22 protein-coding genes and 1 tRNA gene are annotated in these 17,601 nt (G+C 64.7%); 15 read left to right on the top strand and 8 right to left on the bottom strand.

Annotated elements, in window-relative coordinates; all coding sequences use genetic code 11:
* Nucleotides 1-23: 23 nt before the first annotated feature.
* Nucleotides 24-100: transfer RNA gene (locus BRAD3257_RS29255), tRNA-Pro, on the bottom strand.
* Between the two features lie 68 nt (nucleotides 101-168).
* On the opposite strand from BRAD3257_RS29255, the gene BRAD3257_RS29260 reads away from it, so the two are divergent.
* The 6 genes from BRAD3257_RS29260 to BRAD3257_RS29285 all read left to right on the top strand — a co-directional run bounded on the left by BRAD3257_RS29260 (nucleotide 169) and on the right by BRAD3257_RS29285 (nucleotide 5,969).
* A complete protein-coding gene (locus BRAD3257_RS29260; RefSeq protein WP_122406817.1) occupies nucleotides 169-1,158 on the top strand; it encodes an L-threonylcarbamoyladenylate synthase in 990 nt (329 codons plus the stop codon).
* A 23-nt stretch (nucleotides 1,159-1,181) separates the two neighbouring features.
* Nucleotides 1,182-2,609: an FAD-binding oxidoreductase gene (locus tag BRAD3257_RS29265; protein ID WP_122404753.1), complete on the top strand. Its 1,428-nt coding sequence runs from the start codon at nucleotides 1,182-1,184 to the stop codon at nucleotides 2,607-2,609.
* A complete protein-coding gene (locus BRAD3257_RS29270; RefSeq protein ID WP_122404754.1) occupies nucleotides 2,606-3,049 on the top strand; it encodes a GNAT family acetyltransferase in 444 nt (147 codons plus the stop codon). The genes BRAD3257_RS29265 and BRAD3257_RS29270 overlap by 4 nt, the downstream gene beginning before the upstream one ends.
* A gap of 9 nt (nucleotides 3,050-3,058) precedes the next feature.
* Nucleotides 3,059-3,640: an NUDIX domain-containing protein gene (locus tag BRAD3257_RS29275; protein WP_122404755.1), complete on the top strand. Its 582-nt coding sequence runs from the start codon at nucleotides 3,059-3,061 to the stop codon at nucleotides 3,638-3,640.
* Between the two features lie 171 nt (nucleotides 3,641-3,811).
* Entirely contained in the window at nucleotides 3,812-4,741 is a 930-nt protein-coding gene (locus BRAD3257_RS29280; RefSeq protein ID WP_122404756.1) for a glycine/sarcosine/betaine reductase selenoprotein B family protein, read from the top strand.
* A gap of 34 nt (nucleotides 4,742-4,775) precedes the next feature.
* The gene (locus BRAD3257_RS29285; protein ID WP_122404757.1) at nucleotides 4,776-5,969 is read left to right on the top strand and encodes a CaiB/BaiF CoA transferase family protein; all 1,194 of its coding nucleotides are present in this window, start codon (nucleotides 4,776-4,778) and stop codon (nucleotides 5,967-5,969) included.
* A gap of 3 nt (nucleotides 5,970-5,972) precedes the next feature.
* Here the strand turns inward: BRAD3257_RS29285 and BRAD3257_RS29290 are convergent, their stop codons facing one another.
* Nucleotides 5,973-6,533, bottom strand: a complete 561-nt coding sequence (locus BRAD3257_RS29290; RefSeq protein WP_122404758.1) for a TetR family transcriptional regulator — start codon at nucleotides 6,531-6,533, stop codon at nucleotides 5,973-5,975.
* Between the two features lie 103 nt (nucleotides 6,534-6,636).
* Between BRAD3257_RS29290 and BRAD3257_RS29295 the strand changes: the two genes are divergently transcribed.
* Complete coding sequence (locus BRAD3257_RS29295; RefSeq protein ID WP_122404759.1) at nucleotides 6,637-7,053, top strand: Tautomerase enzyme; 417 nt, start codon at nucleotides 6,637-6,639, stop codon at nucleotides 7,051-7,053.
* Nucleotides 7,054-7,117: 64 nt separating this feature from the next.
* On the opposite strand, the gene BRAD3257_RS29300 is transcribed toward BRAD3257_RS29295, so the two are convergent.
* Nucleotides 7,118-7,882, bottom strand: a complete 765-nt coding sequence (locus tag BRAD3257_RS29300) for an SOS response-associated peptidase (RefSeq protein ID WP_122404760.1) — start codon at nucleotides 7,880-7,882, stop codon at nucleotides 7,118-7,120.
* Nucleotides 7,883-7,945: 63 nt separating this feature from the next.
* Between BRAD3257_RS29300 and BRAD3257_RS29305 the strand changes: the two genes are divergently transcribed.
* From BRAD3257_RS29305 to BRAD3257_RS29325, 5 genes are all read left to right on the top strand, one after another.
* Nucleotides 7,946-8,455 (top strand): hypothetical protein, encoded by a 510-nt coding sequence (locus BRAD3257_RS29305; RefSeq protein WP_122404761.1) that lies wholly within the window; start codon nucleotides 7,946-7,948, stop codon nucleotides 8,453-8,455.
* 9 nt (nucleotides 8,456-8,464) lie between these two features.
* Nucleotides 8,465-8,899: an NUDIX hydrolase gene (locus BRAD3257_RS29310; protein WP_122404762.1), complete on the top strand. Its 435-nt coding sequence runs from the start codon at nucleotides 8,465-8,467 to the stop codon at nucleotides 8,897-8,899.
* A gap of 46 nt (nucleotides 8,900-8,945) precedes the next feature.
* On the top strand, nucleotides 8,946-9,323 hold the full coding sequence (locus BRAD3257_RS29315; protein WP_122404763.1) for a TIGR02301 family protein: 378 nt from the start codon (nucleotides 8,946-8,948) through the stop codon (nucleotides 9,321-9,323).
* A gap of 192 nt (nucleotides 9,324-9,515) precedes the next feature.
* Nucleotides 9,516-9,782 carry a hypothetical protein gene (locus tag BRAD3257_RS29320; protein WP_122404764.1) on the top strand — a complete coding sequence of 89 codons (267 nt, stop codon included), beginning with the start codon at nucleotides 9,516-9,518 and terminating at the stop codon, nucleotides 9,780-9,782.
* Between the two features lie 327 nt (nucleotides 9,783-10,109).
* Nucleotides 10,110-10,901, top strand: a complete 792-nt coding sequence (locus tag BRAD3257_RS29325; protein WP_122404765.1) for a toll/interleukin-1 receptor domain-containing protein — start codon at nucleotides 10,110-10,112, stop codon at nucleotides 10,899-10,901.
* Between the two features lie 172 nt (nucleotides 10,902-11,073).
* Here the strand turns inward: BRAD3257_RS29325 and BRAD3257_RS29330 are convergent, their stop codons facing one another.
* The 5 genes from BRAD3257_RS29330 to BRAD3257_RS29350 all read right to left on the bottom strand — a co-directional run bounded on the left by BRAD3257_RS29330 (nucleotide 11,074) and on the right by BRAD3257_RS29350 (nucleotide 15,271).
* Complete coding sequence (locus tag BRAD3257_RS29330; protein WP_122404766.1) at nucleotides 11,074-11,394, bottom strand: cupredoxin domain-containing protein; 321 nt, start codon at nucleotides 11,392-11,394, stop codon at nucleotides 11,074-11,076.
* A gap of 8 nt (nucleotides 11,395-11,402) precedes the next feature.
* Complete coding sequence (locus BRAD3257_RS29335; protein ID WP_122404767.1) at nucleotides 11,403-11,936, bottom strand: DUF4142 domain-containing protein; 534 nt, start codon at nucleotides 11,934-11,936, stop codon at nucleotides 11,403-11,405.
* Between the two features lie 90 nt (nucleotides 11,937-12,026).
* Nucleotides 12,027-12,716, bottom strand: a complete 690-nt coding sequence (locus BRAD3257_RS29340) for an RNA polymerase sigma factor (protein WP_162500398.1) — start codon at nucleotides 12,714-12,716, stop codon at nucleotides 12,027-12,029.
* Between the two features lie 108 nt (nucleotides 12,717-12,824).
* Nucleotides 12,825-13,694, bottom strand: a complete 870-nt coding sequence (locus BRAD3257_RS29345; protein ID WP_122404769.1) for a sulfurtransferase — start codon at nucleotides 13,692-13,694, stop codon at nucleotides 12,825-12,827.
* A 242-nt stretch (nucleotides 13,695-13,936) separates the two neighbouring features.
* Nucleotides 13,937-15,271, bottom strand: a complete 1,335-nt coding sequence (locus tag BRAD3257_RS29350; RefSeq protein WP_122404770.1) for a dihydroorotase — start codon at nucleotides 15,269-15,271, stop codon at nucleotides 13,937-13,939.
* Nucleotides 15,272-15,372: 101 nt separating this feature from the next.
* On the opposite strand from BRAD3257_RS29350, the gene ygfZ reads away from it, so the two are divergent.
* Genes ygfZ through BRAD3257_RS29365 form a run of 3 tightly spaced genes read left to right on the top strand, consistent with a single transcriptional unit; the run spans nucleotide 15,373 to nucleotide 17,488 of the window.
* Nucleotides 15,373-16,254: a CAF17-like 4Fe-4S cluster assembly/insertion protein YgfZ gene (ygfZ, locus tag BRAD3257_RS29355; protein WP_122404771.1), complete on the top strand. Its 882-nt coding sequence runs from the start codon at nucleotides 15,373-15,375 to the stop codon at nucleotides 16,252-16,254.
* Nucleotides 16,251-16,877, top strand: coding sequence for a DNA-3-methyladenine glycosylase I (locus tag BRAD3257_RS29360; protein ID WP_122404772.1), 627 nt, complete (start codon nucleotides 16,251-16,253; stop codon nucleotides 16,875-16,877). Before ygfZ ends, BRAD3257_RS29360 begins: the two co-directional genes overlap by 4 nt.
* Entirely contained in the window at nucleotides 16,874-17,488 is a 615-nt protein-coding gene (locus tag BRAD3257_RS29365) for a YfbR-like 5'-deoxynucleotidase (RefSeq protein ID WP_122404773.1), read from the top strand. The genes BRAD3257_RS29360 and BRAD3257_RS29365 overlap by 4 nt, the downstream gene beginning before the upstream one ends.
* The last annotated feature ends 113 nt before the right edge of the window (nucleotides 17,489-17,601 follow it).

Raw genomic sequence — 17,601 nt, forward strand, 5'->3', positions numbered from 1 at the left:
GAGAACGTCGACTTTTGGAAGAATGGTCGGAGTGGCAGGATTCGAACCTGCGACCCCTGCGTCCCGAACGCAGTGCTCTACCGGGCTGAGCCACACTCCGACAAGAAGGCGGCTTATAGCGTCGGGTTTGACGCACTGCAAGCGGCCGAGATGAGGAATTTTATCCCTGTGAAAACGGGTGTTGAAACGCTGATTTTGCCGGCCGGCGAGGCCGGCGCGGAAGCCGCCGCCCGGACCCTGGCGGCCGGCGGGCTGGTCGCGTTTCCGACCGAGACGGTCTACGGGCTCGGGGCGGATGCGGCCAACGCTGCGGCGATCGCCCATCTCTACGCCGCCAAGGGCCGGCCGGCGTTCAATCCGCTGATCGCGCATGTCGCTGATATCGCGGCCGCGCGGCGGATCGGACGCTTCGACGCGCGCGCGTTGAAGCTTGCGGAGGCGTTCTGGCCGGGGCCGCTGACGCTGGTGGTGCCGAAGACCGAGGGCTGCCCGGTAGCGGATCTCGCCACCGCCGGCCTCGACACGGTCGCGATCCGCATTCCCGCCCATCCGGTGGCGCAGGCGATCCTGCGCGCCTTTGGCGGGGCGGTGGTGGCGCCGTCCGCCAACATCTCCGGCCACGTCTCGCCGACGCTGGCCGGCCATGTCGAGAGCGACCTTGCGGGGCGGATCGACCTGATCGTCGATGGCGGGCCGGTCGAGGTCGGCGTCGAATCGACCATCGTCGGCTGCTTCGAGATGCCGATGCTGCTCCGTCCCGGCGGACTGTCGCGCGAGCGGATCGAGGCGGTGCTGGGCGCCCCGCTCGCGCGACCCGCTATGGAAGCCGAAAGCGACGACAGCCAGCCGCTTGCGCCGGGCATGCTGGCCTCGCATTACGCGCCGCGCGCCAATGTGCGGCTCAATGCGCATGATGTCGCGCCGGGCGAGGCGCTGCTGGCGTTCGGGCCGTCGCGCCTGCCCGGCATTGATGCTGCCGCCGCCGTCATGAATCTGTCGCCCACCGGTGATCTCGATGAAGCCGCGGCCAATCTGTTCGGTTATCTTCGCAGCCTCGATGCGAGAGCGCCGCGGGCGATCGCGGTGATGGCGATCCCCGAAGAAGGACTTGGCGAAGCGATCAACGACCGGCTGCGCCGGGCGGCAGTTGCCCGATAAGAAGCTTGAGAAGAGATACGAGAATGAACGTCAATAAGTCCGCGACCCCGCCGCTTGCGCCCGAGCTGATCGACCAATTCCGCAAGATCGTCGGCGAGCGCCATGCGATCACCGATGCGACCGATATCGAGCCCTACGTCACCGAGGAGCGCAACCTGTTCCACGGCCGCTCGCCGCTGGTGCTGCGCCCGGGCTCGACCGCGGAAGTCTCCGCGATCTGCAAGCTCGCCTCGGCGCACAACATCGCCCTGGTGCCGCAGGGCGGCAACACCGGGCTGGTCGGCGGGCAGACGCCGCACAATGGCGAGGTGGTGGTGTCGCTGCGCCGGCTCGACAAGATCCGCGAGGTCGACACCGCCTCCAACACCATGACCTGCGAGGCCGGCGTGGTGCTGCAGGTCGCGCAAACGAAGGCGGCGGAGGTGGACCGGCTGTTTCCGCTGTCGCTGGGCGCGGAAGGCAGCTGCACCATCGGCGGCAATCTCTCGACCAATGCCGGCGGCACCGCCGCGCTCGCCTATGGCGTCGCGCGCGAGATGGCGCTGGGGCTCGAGGTCGTGCTCGCCGACGGGCGTGTGCTGAACGCGCTGTCGAAGCTGAAGAAGGACAACACCGGCTACAACCTGCACAACCTCTTCATCGGCGCAGAAGGCACGCTCGGCATCATCACCGCGGCAACGCTGAAACTGTTTCCCAAGCCGCGGGCGATCGAGACGGCCTTCGTCGGGCTGAAGTCGCCGGCAGCGGCGCTCAAGCTGCTCACGATCGCGCAAGGCGAAGCCGCCAATGCGCTGACGAGCTTCGAGCTGCTGTCGGAGATGGCGGTCGACTTCTCGATCCGTCACGGCATCGACGTGCGCGACCCGCTCGCACAGAAGCATCCCTGGTACGTGCTGATGGAATTGTCCTCACCCAGCGAGGATGCCCGCACGCCGCTGGAGACGATCCTCGCCCGCGCCATGGAGGAGGAGATCGTCGACGACGCCGTGATCGCGGCGAGCCTCGCCCAGCGCGGCGCGTTCTGGAAGCTGCGCGACGAGATGTCGGCGGCGCAGAAACCGGAAGGCGGCTCGATCAAGCACGACATCTCCGTGCCCGTCGCTGCGGTGCCTGCCTTCATCGCCGAGGCCGATGCCGCGGTGATGAAGCTGATCCCGGGCGCACGGCCGGTGCCGTTCGGCCATCTCGGCGACGGCAATCTGCACTACAATGTCAGCCAGCCGATCGGCGCCGACACCGCGGATTTTCTGGCGCGCTGGCACGAGATGAACGCGGTCGTGTTCGAGATCGTGCTGCGCATGGGCGGCTCGATCTCGGCCGAGCACGGCATCGGCGTGCTCAAGCGCGACGAGCTTCCCGAGGTGAAGGACAAGACCGCGATCGAGCTGATGCGGTCGATCAAGACGATGCTCGATCCGCTGGGAATCATGAATCCGGGGAAGGTGCTGTGACCGCGCCTGCGATTGACGACATCAGAGATGCCGACGTCGAGGGCGTCGTCGCGCTGTGGCAGCGCTGCGGCCTGACGCGGCCCTGGAACGACCCGCATGCCGACATCGCGCTGGCGCGGCGGCGCGACAATTCCACCGTGCTGGTCGGCCGCGACAACGGCGCGATCGTCGCCACCGTCATGGTCGGTCATGACGGACATCGCGGCTGGGTCTATTACGTCGCGGTCGATCCCGGTTGTCAGAAGCGCGGCTTCGGTCGCGCCATCATGGCGGCGGCGGAGGACTGGCTGCGGAGCGCCGGCATTCCGAAGCTGCAGCTCCTCGTCCGGCGCGAGAATGCAGAGGCCAATGCGTTCTATGGCTCGCTGGGATTCGAGCTGTCGACGTCCGTGATGTTCCAGAAGTGGCTCGACGGCCGCGCGACCACGCCAAGCAACTGAGATCGAGCCATGACCATTTCCGACCGCGTCCGCATCAGGGACGTCCGCGTGCTCTCCGACAATTGGACGCCCCTGAAGGAGACGACGTTCGACTACCGCCGCGCCAATGGCGAGTGGCAGACGCAGCACCGCGAGACCTATGAGCGCGACAACGCCGCAGCCGTGCTGCCCTACAACCTTGCCCGGCGCACGGTGATCCTGGTGCGCCAGTTCCGCCTGCCGGCGTTCATCCGCGGCTACGACGATCTCTTGATCGAAGCGGCCGCCGGCGTGCTGGACAATGCCTCGCCCGAGGAGCGCATCCGCGCCGAGGCCGAGGAGGAAACCGGCTATCGCCTGCATCACGTCCACAAGGTGTTCGAGGCGTTCATGAGCCCGGGCGCCAACACCGAGAAGCTGCATTTCTTCGTCGCCGAATACGAGCCTGAGATGCGGGTGAGCGGCGGCGGCGGCCTCGAGCACGAAGGCGAGGACATCGAGGTGCTGGAGCTTCCCATTGATGAGGCACTGGCGATGATCGCCGACGGCCGCATCATCGACGCCAAGGCGATCATGCTGCTGCAATACGTGGCGCTGCATGTGTTCAGGTAAGGGACCTATTCGCACGCAAGGTGCAGACCCTTCTGCCCTCGTGGGAGAGGGTCAGCAATACCGATGCCGACCAACTTCATCTGCAATTCTGTCCTGCGTCAGCTCGCCCCCCGTTGAGCAACGCCAAAACTACCTCTAGTCTGGCGCCAACCAAGAACCAGGAGACGCGCCATGTCCGCTCCGCGCGACGACGAATTCGGCTTTGCGCCCGACTACGACTCCCCCGTTCCCTACATGCAGCGCACCCGCGACTATTACGCAGCGATCGGCTACACCACGCCATATCGCTGGGCGCATTACACGGAGGCGCCGTTCCAGCCGCTGAAGAAGCCGCTGGCCAAGTCACGTGTCACCATCATCACGACGGCCGCGCCTTACGATCCGGCCAAGGGCGACCAGGGGCCGGGCGCGGCGTATAATGGCAGCGCGAAGTTCTATCAGGTCTATGACGGCGACACGTCCAGGCAGCACGACCTGCGCATCTCCCACATCGGCTACGACCGCAAGCACACGTCGGCGACCGACAGCGGGACCTGGTTTCCGCTGCCGCAGCTTTTGAAAGCATCCGCAGCAGGCCGCATCGGCGAAGTCGCGCCGCGCTTCTTCGGCGCGCCGACCAACCGCAGCCATCGCGTCACGCTCGACACCGATGCGCCGGAGATTCTGTCGCGCTGCCTGGCCGACAAGGTCGATGTCGCGGTGCTGGTGCCGAACTGCCCGGTCTGCCACCAGACCACGGCACTGGTGGCGCGGCATCTGGAGCGCAACGGCATTGCGACCGTGATCATGGGCTGCGCCAAGGACATCATCGAGCACGCGGCGGTACCGCGCTTCCTGTTCAGCGACTTCCCGCTCGGCAATTCCGCCGGCAAGCCGCACGACGTCGCCTCGCAGGCGCAGACGCTCGAGCTCGCGCTGAGACTGCTGGAGAGCGCGAGCGGCCCGCAGACCACGATGCGATCGCCGCTGCGCTGGAGCGAGGACGCCTCCTGGAAGCTCGACTACAACAATGTCGCGCAGCTCTCGCCCGAGGAGCTGGCGCGCCGCCGCGCCGAATTCGACAAGCAGAAGGAGATCGCGCGCGGAAACCGCGCCGCCTGACGTCGTCCAGCAACAATAGTCGAGGGAGAGCGAGGTGACGCGACCGTTCGAGGGCGTGAAGATCCTGGACTTCACGCAAGTGCTGGCCGGCCCCTATGCGAGCTATCAGCTCGCGCTCTTGGGTGCAGACGTCATCAAGGTCGAGCGGCGCGAGGGCGAGGACATGCGCCGCACGCCGCTCTCTCGCGAATGGGCCGAGCGCGGGCTGGCACCGGCGTTCCAGGCCATCAACGGCAACAAGCGCAGCCTGACGCTCGATTTGCAGAAGCCGGAGGCGATCGCGGTCGTGAAGAAGCTCGCGAGCCAGATCGACGTCGTCATGGAAAATTTTCGCCCGGGCGTGATGGACAAGCTCGGCATCGGCTACGAGGCACTGTCGGCGATCAATCCAAAGCTGATCTATTGCGCGGTCTCCGGCTTCGGCCAGACCGGTCCGGACCGCCTGCGGCCCGGCTACGACGGCAAGATGCAGGCGCTGTCGGGCATCATGGCCATCACCGGCCATCCCGAGACCGGGCCGACCCGCGCGGGCTTTGCGGTCTGCGACGTGCTTTCGGGCGCCACGGCGGCGTTCGGCGTGTCGAGCGCGCTCTACCAGCGCGACCGCACCGGCAAGGGGCAGCTCATCGACGTCTCGATGCTGGAGGCGACGCTGGCATTTCTCTCGGGCCAGATCGCGGACTGGTCGGTTGCCGGCCATCGTCAGCAGCTTTCGGGCAATCAGGCGGTGAGCCGCAAGACCACCGCGAACCTGTTCAAGGCCGGCGACGGCCACATCCTGCTCGCGGTCAACAACGAGAAGCAGTACCGCGGGCTGATGTCCGCGCTCGGCCGCGAGGACACGCTGAGCGACCCGCGCTTTGCCGACTGGTTTTCGCGTAACGAGAACGAGGGCGCGCTGCGCGCCATCATTGAGGAGGCGCTCGCGAAGAAGCCTGCACGCGAATGGGAGACGATTCTGGAAGACGCCGGCGCGCCCTGCGCCAGCATCTGGAAGGTCGAGGAGGTCATCGACCATCCGCAAATCAAGGCGCGCGGCGCGATCCAGGAGCTCGACACGCAATACGGCCGCCTGCGCTTTGCCGGCAGCGGGTTCAAACTCGCTCATGGCGGCGGCAGGCTGGACCGGATGGCGCCGGAGCTGGGCGCGGATACGGATGCGGTGCTGGGCGAGCTCGGATTTGACGCGGCGGAAATTGCGGCGCTGCGGGCGCGCGAGATCGTCTGAGGACTAGATTGCCTTCGCCGCGACCTTCGCGGCGGCGAGGATCTCGCGCCTGACGGCGTCATCCTTCACCGCGCGCGCCATGTCGGCCGCGCCTGTCAGGATTGCAAGCAGCGCTATCGCCCGCTGCCGCGCATGCGTGCCGCGAAAACCCTGCGCGACGAGGTCCGCCAGACGCTCCAGCTCTCCCTGATAGACGGCGCGCGTTGCGGCGTCCGAGCGCGCAACGTCAGAGGAAAAGCTGGGGAGTGCGCAGGCCTCATCGAGGCCGACCTCCATCCGCTCACCCAGATAGAAATCGACGAACGGATCGCGCCAGCCGCTGCCGTGCTGCGCCTGAAATTGCGCGATACCGCCGCGCAGGAAGGCGAGCCCGTCCGCTACCGCAAGCCGGAACGCATCCGCCTTGGATTCGAAATGGGCGTAGAACGCCCCCGACGTGAGGCCCGCACCCTTGGCGAGCGCGTCCACGCCGGCGCCGCCGAATCCACCGGTGCGGAAGCCGCGCCCGACCGCATCCGCCAGCCGCGCGCGCGCGTCACCGTCGCTCTTCTTCGGTCGTGCCATCGGTCACCTCTCGATAGCGATCGTTATATTACGCTTGACGGGATAACGATCGTTATGTTTTATATAACGACCGTTATGTTACGGTTCAAAGGGAGACCTCTCTATGCCCATCCAGATCATCGTTCCCGAAGGCGCGCTGACGCCGGCCGCAGAAGCCGAGGCGTTCGGCAAGCTGACCGAGCTGCTGCTGCGTTTGCACGGCCTCACCGGCAACCGCTTCATGACGCCGAACGTCATCGGCGAGGTGACCGTGGTGCCGAAGCGGCGCACCTATTCCGGCGGCAAGCCCGCCGACATCGCCGTGTTCGAGCTCAAGGTGCCGTCATTCGTGCTGCCGACGCAGGAGCTGAAGGACGCCTGGATCTCCGAGGGCACGACCATCCTCGAGAAGGCCGCCGAGGGACGCATCAAGCGCGAGCACATTTTTGCAAATGTCAGCTACGCCGTCGATGGCGGCTGGGGCATTGGAGGCGAGGCCTATAGCAACGCAGCGCTCGGATCGGCCGTCGCAGCGGCTTGAGTCAAATAATTGCACGGACGGTGGGCGCGGCATGTTGCGCGCCATTGCCCACCGGCATCGCTGTTCAGAACAACGACCCCTGCCCGTCGTCTGATGACGCAGCAGCAACTTTCCTCGCCACCTTCTTGGGCTTGGCAGCCTCTGCCTCCGCCTCCATCTGCTCCGCGCTGATCGGCAAGAGCAGCTGCTCGTCGTCGTTGGCGACGCGGTTGACGCGGCTGGAGACCGGGTGCCAGGCGAATTCGCCGATACGCGGGCCGCTCATCAGCGGCAGGATCGCATCGACCTCGTCGCCGCTGACGTCGAGCCAGCGCTCGAAATCGCGCGGGCTGATGGTGACGGGCACGCGGTCATGAAGCGCGGCGAGATCCTCGCCCGCCGCCGCCGTGACGATCGCGACGGTATCGAGCTCCTCGCCGTTCGGCCCGAGCCAGGTTTCGAACACAGCGGCAAAGCCGAGCGGCGCGCCGTCAGCACGGTGGATGAAGAAGGCCTGCTTGCGGCCGCCCTCCGACTTCCACTCGTAATAGCCGTCGGCCGGAATCAGGCCGCGCCGGCGACGAATCGCGTTCTTGAAGGCGGGCTTCTCCAGCACCGTCTCGGAGCGGGCGTTGATCAGGAGCGTAAAGCCGCGGGGATCCTTGACCCAGCCCGGCAGCAGGCCCCAACGCATCAGGCGGAAATGGCGCGCCCCGTTCTCGGCCAATACGACCGGAATCGGCTCTGTCGGGGCGACATTGTATCGGGGCGGGAAGTTCGGCTGCTCGACATAGCCGAACAGTTGCCGCAAAGCCGCGGGGGCCGAAGTTATGACGAAGCGTCCACACATCGCAGGGTATCTATATAGGGTCCGTTCAGGTCCTTTTAACCCCAAAAGCTAACACTGCGGCAGATGAGCTCAACGGCCTCCAAACCCGCGCGCACGCATGTACAGACGGGCCCTGAGGCCGAGGCCTGGGCCGAACGGCTGCGCGTGGCCAACATCAACCCGCGGACCGGGCTTGCCACCGACTATCTCAACCATTTCAATGAAGCCGTGATGCTGCTCGAAATGGTCCCTGATATGCCCGAATGCGCCGAAGACTTCCTGACCTGGACGCCGCTGTCCTATGCCGAGCATTTCACGGCCTCGAATTTCAAGGCGCGGGACCTCGCCATCGAGGCCTATGAGAAGGCCGATCCCAACGTCCGGGCCCAGTTCGACCACATTACGGATACCATGACCTCGATCCTGACCGCGGTGGGTTCGGCCATGCGCGAGGTCGAGAAGGACACGACCCGCGTCCGCCTCGCCGAGCAGGCCGCACTCTGGGTCAAGCCTCTGATTGCGGCCTGCGGCGGCATCATCAATGGCGGGGCGGAAGCCGACGTCGACACCATCATGGCGAATTCGGCCGGATAGGTGACGAGATTGGCCGCGGTCGTCCAGCCCACCCATCCCCAGCTTGCGGTCAGCGCGGCCATCTTCCGCGACGGCAAGGTGCTGCTGGTCCGCCGCGCCCGCTCGCCGGCCAAGGGATTCTATTCGCTTCCGGGCGGCCGGGTCGAGTTCGGCGAATCGTTGCATCAGGCCCTGAGCCGCGAGGTCGACGAGGAAACCGGGCTCGAGATCGAGATCATCGGCCTCGCCGGCTGGCGCGAAGTGCTGCCGGCCGCAGCCGGCGCCGGGCATTACCTGATCATGTCTTTTGCCGCCCGCTGGAGGGCGAAGGAACCGGCCTTGAACGACGAGCTCGACGATTACCGCTGGATCGTGCCGGATGCTCTTGGCAGTCTCTGCGACCTCAAGCTGACCGGGGGGCTGGAGGAGGTTATCCAGTCCGCTCACCGGCTGCTTGGCGCCTGACCGGCCCGCCTTGCGCCGGCCATCCCAAGGGGGCATACAGCCGCCGATGTCGACGCGACCTCTGGCCATTTTTGCCCTGATTGTTGCCTGCGCCGCCGGGCCTGCCCGGGCCCAGGACGTGGCGGCGCCGTTTGACGCCGATTTGCAGCGGCTGGCCGAGATCCTGGGCGGGCTGCACTATCTGCGCGGCATCTGCGGGACCAATGAGGGCAACAAATGGCGCAACGAGATGCAGGCGCTGATCGATGCCGAAACTCCCTCCGGGGAGCGCCGCACCCGCATGATCGCCGGCTTCAACCGCGGCTATAACGGTTTTCAGCAGACCTACCGCAGCTGCACGCCGGCCGCGACGGTCGCGATCCGCCGCTACATCGAGGAAGGCTCGAAGATCTCGCGGGATCTCACGGCGCGCTACGCGAACTGAGCTCTCTCTACTCGTCATTCCGGGTTCGCGCGGCGCACGCCGCGGAATCACGCAGTGCGGGAACCCTGTCATCGATTTTGTTCATAGCCGTTAACCGTTCTTAAAGATGTGGCCTAGCCGTCGTTAACGACCGTGCTACACCTCTCGCACAGCGCATCGCCGTGGATCGCGCCCCAGCCCTGATCGAGTTTCATGAGCCAGCCGATTTCCTACGCCCCCGCCCGCGCGCCGCTGCCCGATCACGAGCAGAAAAAGGCTGCCCTGAACTATCTCAACGAGGCCTGGGCCGAGGCTCGCCATGACGGCATCGACGGTGATTGCCTGGCGCAGGCGAGCCTGTTCGCGGCATTGGCCGAGCTCGTCGGCACCTATGGCGAGGACGCGGTGGCGAAGTTCGTCGAGGGCTTTCCCGGCCGCATTCGCAACGGCGAATTCTCGGTCGGCATCTCCAGGCAGTAAGTCTGTCGAAAATCCCCGCCACGTGGGCGGGGCCAGTTGGCGGATGAATGACTTTGCGAAAGTCGTCGCGAAGTCTGCAGCGATTTATCGCATGAAAGCCGTTCCCCGCGGACAAGCATTAGTCTTGCAATGAGCGGGAAATGTTCTTGATACGATCAGGAATTTCCCCTTCCATCACGGTGCGATCCTTGAGCGTCGCCTTCATGTTGAAATGAAATTCGGCCGTTGTGGATACAGCGCGTTCAGCGATGCATTCTTTCTGGCTGAACCGACTTGCATACGCTACCATAAGTTTTTCATCGAATTTTTTCCCGACGAGCTGAGTCCATGATCAAGCGTCTATTCTTGTCTTATGCCTCGGACGACAAGGACCTGGCTCGCGATCTTGAGCGCAGCCTGAAGGCCCACAAATTGCCGGTGTGGCGGGATGAACACAGCATCAGCCCAGGCGCGAAATGGTTTGACGACATTGAAGACGGTATTCGCGATTCCCGTGGTGTCGTCGTTCTCGTCACCGAGGCCAGCAGACGTTCGGAATGGGTCACCTACGAATATTCGCTTGCAAGGGGCGCCGGCATCCCGGTGATTGCAATCCTCGTGGAAGGCGCGGCAATTCCGACTCCGTTGCGATCATTTCACGCCGTGAAGCACGAAAATCCCGACAAGGTCGCGGAGAAGATCAAGAAGGCACTTAGAGACCAATCACGCGCCATCGGACGAGACCGCGCATCATCCGCCCCCGTCCTTATGGCGAAAGAGAATGGCGACCCCATCCGCGCGACCAAGGGCAAAACACCTGAACTCTGTATGGAGATGTGGTTGGAGCAGGTCCCCAAAGAAACGAAAAGCGTCGCATTCGAGATTCCGGATGACGGGATCGGGGACAACAAATGGATCGCAAAGCGCGCATCGACCCGGCCTACGGCACGGGAAAGAGCATTTCTGTGCGATGACATTCAGCTCTATGGCGACGTCGAAGTATGGGCCAGCGGAATTGGCAAGGGACCGGGAAAATGGTCCGGCTCCTGGCGCCTCTACGAAGCCTTGATGCACTACTATCGCAGCCGATCGTACAGTCCCGGCGTTCGCGCAGCGCTCAAGCAAATCCGGCTGAACTAAAGCGCGATGAGATTTGGTCATCGCGCTCTAGCTTGTTGTTTACGCATGATCTTTCCGGAAAACCGCTTCGCACTTTTCCGGATCATGCTTTAGCGCATCACCCGGACAAGCATTGGTCTCGCGATCACCGGGAGATGTTCCCGCTGCAATCGCGAACGCGCTCCTTTCCTCCTCAAGGCTCGACCTTGAGCATCGCTTTCATGTTGGGATGATAGCGGCAGTAATATTCGACCGTTCCAGCCTTCTTCAGAACCGACGCCGCCGATTTGTTCGGCGGCAGCGTCACGTCGAAATCGCCGTTCCTCGCGGTCGCGGTATGAGCGAAGACGTCCTTGTTGACCCATTGAATGGTATCGCCCACCTTCGCCGATATTTCGGCCGGCGAGATCACGAGATTCTCCATCGTGATCTCTATGGTCGCGGCGTCTGCCGGGACGACCATCGTCAGGAAGACGACTGCAAGCGCGGTTGAAGCGAGACGTCCCGGCATCATCCCATCTCCTATTTCAGCTCGGCCGCGACATGTTCGGCGTGCTGCTCATGTCCCTGGAAGATCTTCAGGCCGGTCTGCAGCAGGTTCTTCAGCTCGGCATTGCTGGCGGACGGAATGAGCTGGGTTTCGAGGGCGCCGTTGACCGTCTTGTGGTAGGCGACTTCGTTCGCGACATAGGCCTTGTCAAAGGCCGCGCCGCTCAGCTTGTCGAGCTCGGCTAGCTTCTCGCTGGCCTGCTTCGACAGCGCCTTGCTGGTGTCGTTGTCTTCAGGCGTGACGTTCAGCTTCTTGACCAGCGCGAGCGCCTGCTTGTTCACGGCCTCGTGGTCGCGCACCATGTCCTCGGCAAACGCCTTCACATCCTTGTTCTTGGCTTTCTTCATCGCCTGCTTCGCCGCGTTGATGTCGATCACGCCGGCGGTGTAGGCGATATGCGCGATCTGCGGATCGGTGAGCTTATCGGCCGCACGAGCGCCCTGTGGCAGCACGGGACTCGACAGCAGAACGGCGGCGGCGATTGCCGCGCTCGATCGGATGAACATGGCTTGATCCTCCTGTGGTGCCGGACGTTTGGCCGGCACGTTGCTTCACAGGAGTTGGATGGACATTTCGCGCAAACGTTCCCGAAAACTTCAGGCTCCGAACCCGAGCCGCTTCAGCACAGCCTCGGTCAAGTGCTCACATCGTCGCCCGGCGAAGGGGAACGCATCCATAACCACCGGGCCGATCTCCTTCTCGACGTTCTCGCGCAGCATGGTGCGAGCGCGGTGCAGCCGCGTCTTCACAGTTTCGGGCTTCACACCGAGCAGATCGGCGGTCTCATCGACCGTCATCCCCTCCATGACCCGGGCGACGAAGACCATGCGGAAGACATCCGGCAATTCGTCGATGGCGCGTTCGACCACACGCTGGATTTCACGCTGGGCCATGGTCCTTTCCGGATCGCCTGGAGGAGAAACAGGGAATTTGATGATCTGCGCCTCGAGCGCCCGTTCCGGCACCGCGCCGAGCTCGACATGCGGTCTGGCGCTGCGTGCCCGGCCAAGTGCCTCGTTGATGGCAATGCGCGACAGCCAGGTCGACAGTCCGGACTCGCCGCGAAAGCCGTCGAGATGCGTGAATGCGCGGACATAGGTTTCCTGCACCACATCCTCGGCCTCGCTGTCGCTGCGCAGGATGCCTCGCGCGAGGCGGTAGAGCCTGCGGTTATTGGCCTGCATGATCTCGCGCAAGGCGGTCTCGTCCCGGCGCCGCGCCCGGTCGACCAGCGCGGCTTCCGAAGTCCTGGCGCCGGCCGACAGGCCGGCTGCGGTCCCTGGCATGGCGGTTTCCTCGTCTCCATTGGTTCCGGCCATTGGATGCAGGCCCAGGGGAAAGGTTCCCGATTTTGTTTACTCGTGGCTCTTACCCGGAGGCCAAGAGCCACCCCCTCAATCCGTCTCGATCGGCAGCGCCGGGTCCCTTGCCCATTCGCCCATCGAGGCATCGTACAGCGTCAGCTTGTCGTAGCCGAGTTGCGTCAGCAAGAAGAGGTCGATCGTGGCCGAGATGCCGCCTCCGCAATAGAGAATCACGGTCTTGTCGCGCGTGATGCCCCGGGCCGCGAACTTCGCTTGCGCATCTGCAAGGCTCGTCAGCGTCTTGTCGGCATTCACGAGCATGGCTGCAGGAACGTTGACGCTGCCGGGAACGCGGCCCGGCCGGCCGTAGCGGCTCGGCTCGAGGCCGCGATGAAACTGGGGCCCGAGCGCGTTGACGATGACTGTCGAGGGATCGCCGATCCGCCCCTTCACGACATTCCTGTCGACGAAAAAGCCCACGCGCGGCGCGGCCTTGAAGGTCGTGGCTGGATAGCCCCTCGGTGCGCCCGTCTCAATCGGCCGCCCCTCCTCCTTCCATTTATCGAAGCCTCCGTCGAGCACACGGGCATCGACGCCGAGCGAGCGCAGCATCCACCAGAACCGCGTTGCCCACATCATGGTCCCGATGCTGTAGAGCACGATGATCTTGCCCGCATCGAGGCCATGGCGGCCGAAGGCAGCCTCCAGCTGGGCCACATCGGGCATCATGAAGAAGTGTCGCGACGAGGTGTCGGAGAACTCACCTTGCAGGTCGAGGAAATCGGCGCCGGGGATGTGACCAGCCGCGAAAGTCTTGTCGCCGGGCACCGCACGATAGGGCACGTCGCTGCCCGGCGGAACTGGTTCGTTGTACGTCGTGCAGTCGTAGAGGCGGAGATCGGGATCGTCGAGCATCGCGGCGAGTTGCTCGGTGGTGATGAGGGCGGCTGGCTGGGACATTGTCGCCTCGCATTACAAAGCCGTAGCCCGGGTGAGCGTAGCGAAACTCGGGGACGTCTCAAGCAGAATCACGCCAAGGCGACGTCCCGCATATCGCTGCGCTCGTGCGGGCTACGGGTCTCTCCCCTCGTCATTGCGAGCGCAGCGAAGCATCCAGAATCTTTCCGCGGCGGGTTTCTGGATTGCTTCGTCGCAAGGGCTCCTCGCAATGACGGGATAGTGCGTCGTCCCCCGCCAGAAGCTTACTGCTTCAGCGTCTCCAAAAACCGCACCGGCTCGCCCTGCGAGGGCGTCACCAGCTCGCCCTGCCACATCACGCGGCGGCCGCGGATGAAGGTGCCGACGGGCCAGCCGGTGACGCGGACGCCGTCATAGGGAGTCCAGCCGGCTTTGGACGCGACCCATTCGTTGGTGATGGTCTCGCTGCGCTTCAGGTCGACGATGGTGAAGTCGGCATCGTAGCCGGCAGCGATGCGGCCCTTGCAGGCCATGTTGTAGAGGCGTGCTGGACCGGCGCTGGTGAGATCGACGAATCTTGCCAGCGACAGGCGTCCGGCGTTGACGTGATCGAGCATGATTGGCACCAGCGTCTGCACGCCGGTCATGCCCGAAGGCGAGGCCGGATAGGTCTTCTGCTTCTCTTCCAGCGTATGCGGGGCATGGTCGGAGCCGAGCACATCGATGATGCCCTGCTCGATGCCGCGCCAGATGCCGGCGCGATGATCGGCCCCACGTACCGGCGGGTTCATCTGCGCGAGCGTACCGAGCCGCTCGTAGCATTCGGGCGCGACCAGCGTGAGATGGTGCGGCGTCGCCTCGCAGGAGGCGACGTCCTTGTGGTCGCGCAGGAACTCGATCTCTTCCTTGGTCGAGATGTGCAGCACGTGGATGCGCTTGCCCGTCTCGTGCGCGAGCTTGACCAGGCGCTGCGTCGCCATCAACGCCGCGGTCTCGTCGCGCCAGACCGGATGCGAACGGGCATCGCCCTCGATGCGCTGCGATTTGCGCTCGTTGAGGCGGTACTCGTCCTCGGCGTGGAAGGCGGCACGGCGGCGGATCACCTGGAAGATGCGGCGCAGGCTCTCGTCGTCCTCGACCAGCAGCGCGCCGGTGGACGAGCCGATGAAGACCTTGACGCCGGCGCAGCCCGGTGCGCGCTCGAGCACCGGCAGGTCCTGCACGTTCTCGCGGGTGCCGCCGATGAAGAAGGCGAAATCGCAATGCATGCGGTGATGGGCCCGCTTCACCTTGCCGGTGAATTCGGCCTCCGTCACCGTCAGCGGCGCGGTGTTCGGCATTTCGAACACCGCGGTGACGCCGCCCAGCACGGCGCTGCGCGAGCCGGTCTCGAGGTCTTCCTTGTGCGTCAGCCCGGGCTCGCGGAAATGCACCTGCGTGTCCATTACACCGGGCAGGATGTGCAGGCCCTTGCAGTCGATCACCTCGGCGGCTGAGCCTTGCGACAGCGGGCCCAGCTCGGCGATGCGACCGCCCGCGATTCCGATGTCGCGAACACCCTCGCCGTCCTGGTTGACCACGGTGCCGCCCTTGAGAATCGCATCGAAACGCTGGCTCATGGCTGAAGGCCTCTCTCATCCCCAAGCGCAGGGCTCGAGGTCTTGTCGTTTATGCGTTGCGGGCTTACGTTCCGGAGCAACATGTCGCAAGAGATTTTCGCATGAAATCGGCGTTTCTTCCCGACCGGGGCGTGGTCAAGGTCGCGGGCGAGGATGCGCGCAACTTCCTCAACGGCCTGGTCACGACCGACGTCGACAGGCTGAAGCCCGGCCTTGGGCGATTCGGCGCGCTGCTGACGCCGCAGGGCAAGATCATCGTTGACTTCCTGATCACGGAGGCGCCCGCCGGTCACGGCGGCGGGTTCCTGATCGACTGCCCGAAAGCGCTGGCGGACACCCTCGCCACCAAGCTCAAATTCTACAAATTGCGCGCCAAGGTCACGGTGGACAACCTTTCCGACGATCTCGGTGTGCTCGCGGCCTGGGACGGCCGCCCCGCGATCCAGCCCGATCTTGCCTTCGTCGATCCACGGAACGACGGGCTCGGCACCCGCATTCTGATCCCGGAACATCTCAAGCAGAAGCTGTCCGACCTCATCGGCGCCGCGCTGGTCGATGGGGCCGAATACGAGGCGCACCGTATCGCGCTCGGCGTGCCGCGCGGCGGGCTCGATTTCATGTATGGCGATGCGTTCCCGCACGAGACCAACATGGATCGACTCGCCGGCGTCGATTTCGACAAGGGCTGCTATGTCGGCCAGGAGGTCGTCTCGCGGATGCAGCATCGCGGCACCGCGCGCACCCGCAGCGTCAAGGTGCTGCTCGACGGTCCTTCACCCGAAATCGGCGCGACCATTCTCGCCGGCGACAAGCCTGTCGGCACGATCGGCTCGACGGCCGGCGGCAAGGGCATTGCCTTGGTGCGGATCGACCGCGTTGCCGATGCGCTCGACGCGGGTCAGCCGCTCACCGCTGGGGGGCTGAGTTTGACGCTCGCTGAACCGGACACCGTTCGAATTCCAGCCAAGCAGCCCATCGCATGAGCCGCGCTCCCCGTCTGCATCCGGATGGTCTGACCCGCTGCCCCTGGCCGGGCGAAGATCCGCTTTATGTCGCCTATCACGACACCGAATGGGGCGTGCCGGAATATGACGATCGCGCGCTGTACGAGAAGCTGATCCTCGACGGCTTCCAGGCCGGCCTGTCCTGGATCACGATCCTGCGCAAGCGCGACAATTTCCGCAAAGCCTTCGACGATTTCCAGCCGGAGAAGATCGCGCGTTACAACGCCAAGAAGATTCACGCACTGATGAACGATGCCGGCATCGTGCGCAACAAGGCCAAGATCGAAGGCGCGATCCTGAGCGCGAAGTCGTATCTCGACATCATGGAGAAAGGCCCGGGCTTCTCGAAACTGCTGTGGGACTTCATGGACGGACAGCCCAAGGTGAACCATTTCAAGACCAGTGCAAGCGTGCCGGCCTCGACGCCGCTGTCGGTGCAGATCTCCAAGGAGCTGTCCTCGCGCGGCTTCAAATTCGTCGGCCCGACCATCGTCTACGCCTTCATGCAGGCGACCGGCATGGTCAACGACCACCTGGTCGACTGCCACTGTCACGCGACCTGCGGCAAGACGCAGCGCAAGCCCCGCCTCAAGGCCAGATGACGGCGAAGAAAGCGGCGCGCGACGAGGAGGCCCGCGCCTGGCAGCGCATGCTGTCGGGCCGGCGGCTCGATCTGCTCGATCCCTCTCCGCTCGACATCGAGATCGCCGACATCGCCCATGGGTTGGCGCGGGTGGCGCGCTGGAACGGGCAGACCCTTGGCGCGCACATCTTTTCGGTCGCGCAGCATACGTTGCTGGTGGAGACCGTGCTGCGGCACGAGATGCCACGTGTCGATCAGCGCGTGCGGCTCGCAGCCCTGCTGCACGATGCGCCCGAATATGTGATCGGCGACATGATCTCGCCCTTCAAGGCCGTACTCGACGGTCATTACAAGGCGGTCGAGAAGCGGCTTCTCGGCGCCATCCATATCCGGTTCGGGCTACCGCCCGTGCTGCCGGAGGAGATCACGCAATCGATCAAGGCTGCCGATCGCGGCGCCGCCTACCTCGAAGCAACCGAGCTCGCGGGTTTCAGCGAGAGCGAGGCGCGGCGCCTGTTCGGCAAGGATCCCGGCCTACCCGACAGCGTCCGGCGCGACTATCTCACGCCCTGGACCGCGGCGCGGGCCGAGAAGCAGTTTCTGGAGCGCTTTGGCGCGGTGCTCGCGTAGCATCATCCCTTCCTGGAGGGGGCAAAGCGGAAGCGTGCCCACCAAACTAGATGCGCGCGACTGGACATGGTGGGCACGGCGCGATGCGCCTTTGCCCACTCTACAAGCGCTCG

Origin of the sequence: Bradyrhizobium vignae (genome assembly GCF_900324035.1) — a bacterium.
GTDB lineage: Bacteria > Pseudomonadota > Alphaproteobacteria > Rhizobiales > Xanthobacteraceae > Bradyrhizobium > Bradyrhizobium vignae.

Coding starts and splice junctions, on each gene's coding strand:
- BRAD3257_RS29330 (WP_122404766.1), bottom strand. CDS start 11,394: ATGATGCCGGGACGTCTCGCTTCAACCGCGCTTGCAGTCGTCTTCCTG.
- BRAD3257_RS29280 (WP_122404756.1), top strand. CDS start 3,812: ATGTCCGCTCCGCGCGACGACGAATTCGGCTTTGCGCCCGACTACGAC.
- BRAD3257_RS29360 (WP_122404772.1), top strand. CDS start 16,251: ATGAGCCGCGCTCCCCGTCTGCATCCGGATGGTCTGACCCGCTGCCCC.
- BRAD3257_RS29365 (WP_122404773.1), top strand. CDS start 16,874: ATGACGGCGAAGAAAGCGGCGCGCGACGAGGAGGCCCGCGCCTGGCAG.
- BRAD3257_RS29300 (WP_122404760.1), bottom strand. CDS start 7,882: ATGTGTGGACGCTTCGTCATAACTTCGGCCCCCGCGGCTTTGCGGCAA.
- BRAD3257_RS29325 (WP_122404765.1), top strand. CDS start 10,110: ATGATCAAGCGTCTATTCTTGTCTTATGCCTCGGACGACAAGGACCTG.
- BRAD3257_RS29320 (WP_122404764.1), top strand. CDS start 9,516: ATGAGCCAGCCGATTTCCTACGCCCCCGCCCGCGCGCCGCTGCCCGAT.
- BRAD3257_RS29275 (WP_122404755.1), top strand. CDS start 3,059: ATGACCATTTCCGACCGCGTCCGCATCAGGGACGTCCGCGTGCTCTCC.
- ygfZ (WP_122404771.1), top strand. CDS start 15,373: ATGAAATCGGCGTTTCTTCCCGACCGGGGCGTGGTCAAGGTCGCGGGC.
- BRAD3257_RS29305 (WP_122404761.1), top strand. CDS start 7,946: ATGAGCTCAACGGCCTCCAAACCCGCGCGCACGCATGTACAGACGGGC.
- BRAD3257_RS29340 (WP_162500398.1), bottom strand. CDS start 12,716: ATGCCAGGGACCGCAGCCGGCCTGTCGGCCGGCGCCAGGACTTCGGAA.
- BRAD3257_RS29345 (WP_122404769.1), bottom strand. CDS start 13,694: ATGTCCCAGCCAGCCGCCCTCATCACCACCGAGCAACTCGCCGCGATG.
- BRAD3257_RS29350 (WP_122404770.1), bottom strand. CDS start 15,271: ATGAGCCAGCGTTTCGATGCGATTCTCAAGGGCGGCACCGTGGTCAAC.
- BRAD3257_RS29295 (WP_122404759.1), top strand. CDS start 6,637: ATGCCCATCCAGATCATCGTTCCCGAAGGCGCGCTGACGCCGGCCGCA.
- BRAD3257_RS29335 (WP_122404767.1), bottom strand. CDS start 11,936: ATGTTCATCCGATCGAGCGCGGCAATCGCCGCCGCCGTTCTGCTGTCG.
- BRAD3257_RS29315 (WP_122404763.1), top strand. CDS start 8,946: ATGTCGACGCGACCTCTGGCCATTTTTGCCCTGATTGTTGCCTGCGCC.
- BRAD3257_RS29265 (WP_122404753.1), top strand. CDS start 1,182: ATGAACGTCAATAAGTCCGCGACCCCGCCGCTTGCGCCCGAGCTGATC.
- BRAD3257_RS29290 (WP_122404758.1), bottom strand. CDS start 6,533: ATGGCACGACCGAAGAAGAGCGACGGTGACGCGCGCGCGCGGCTGGCG.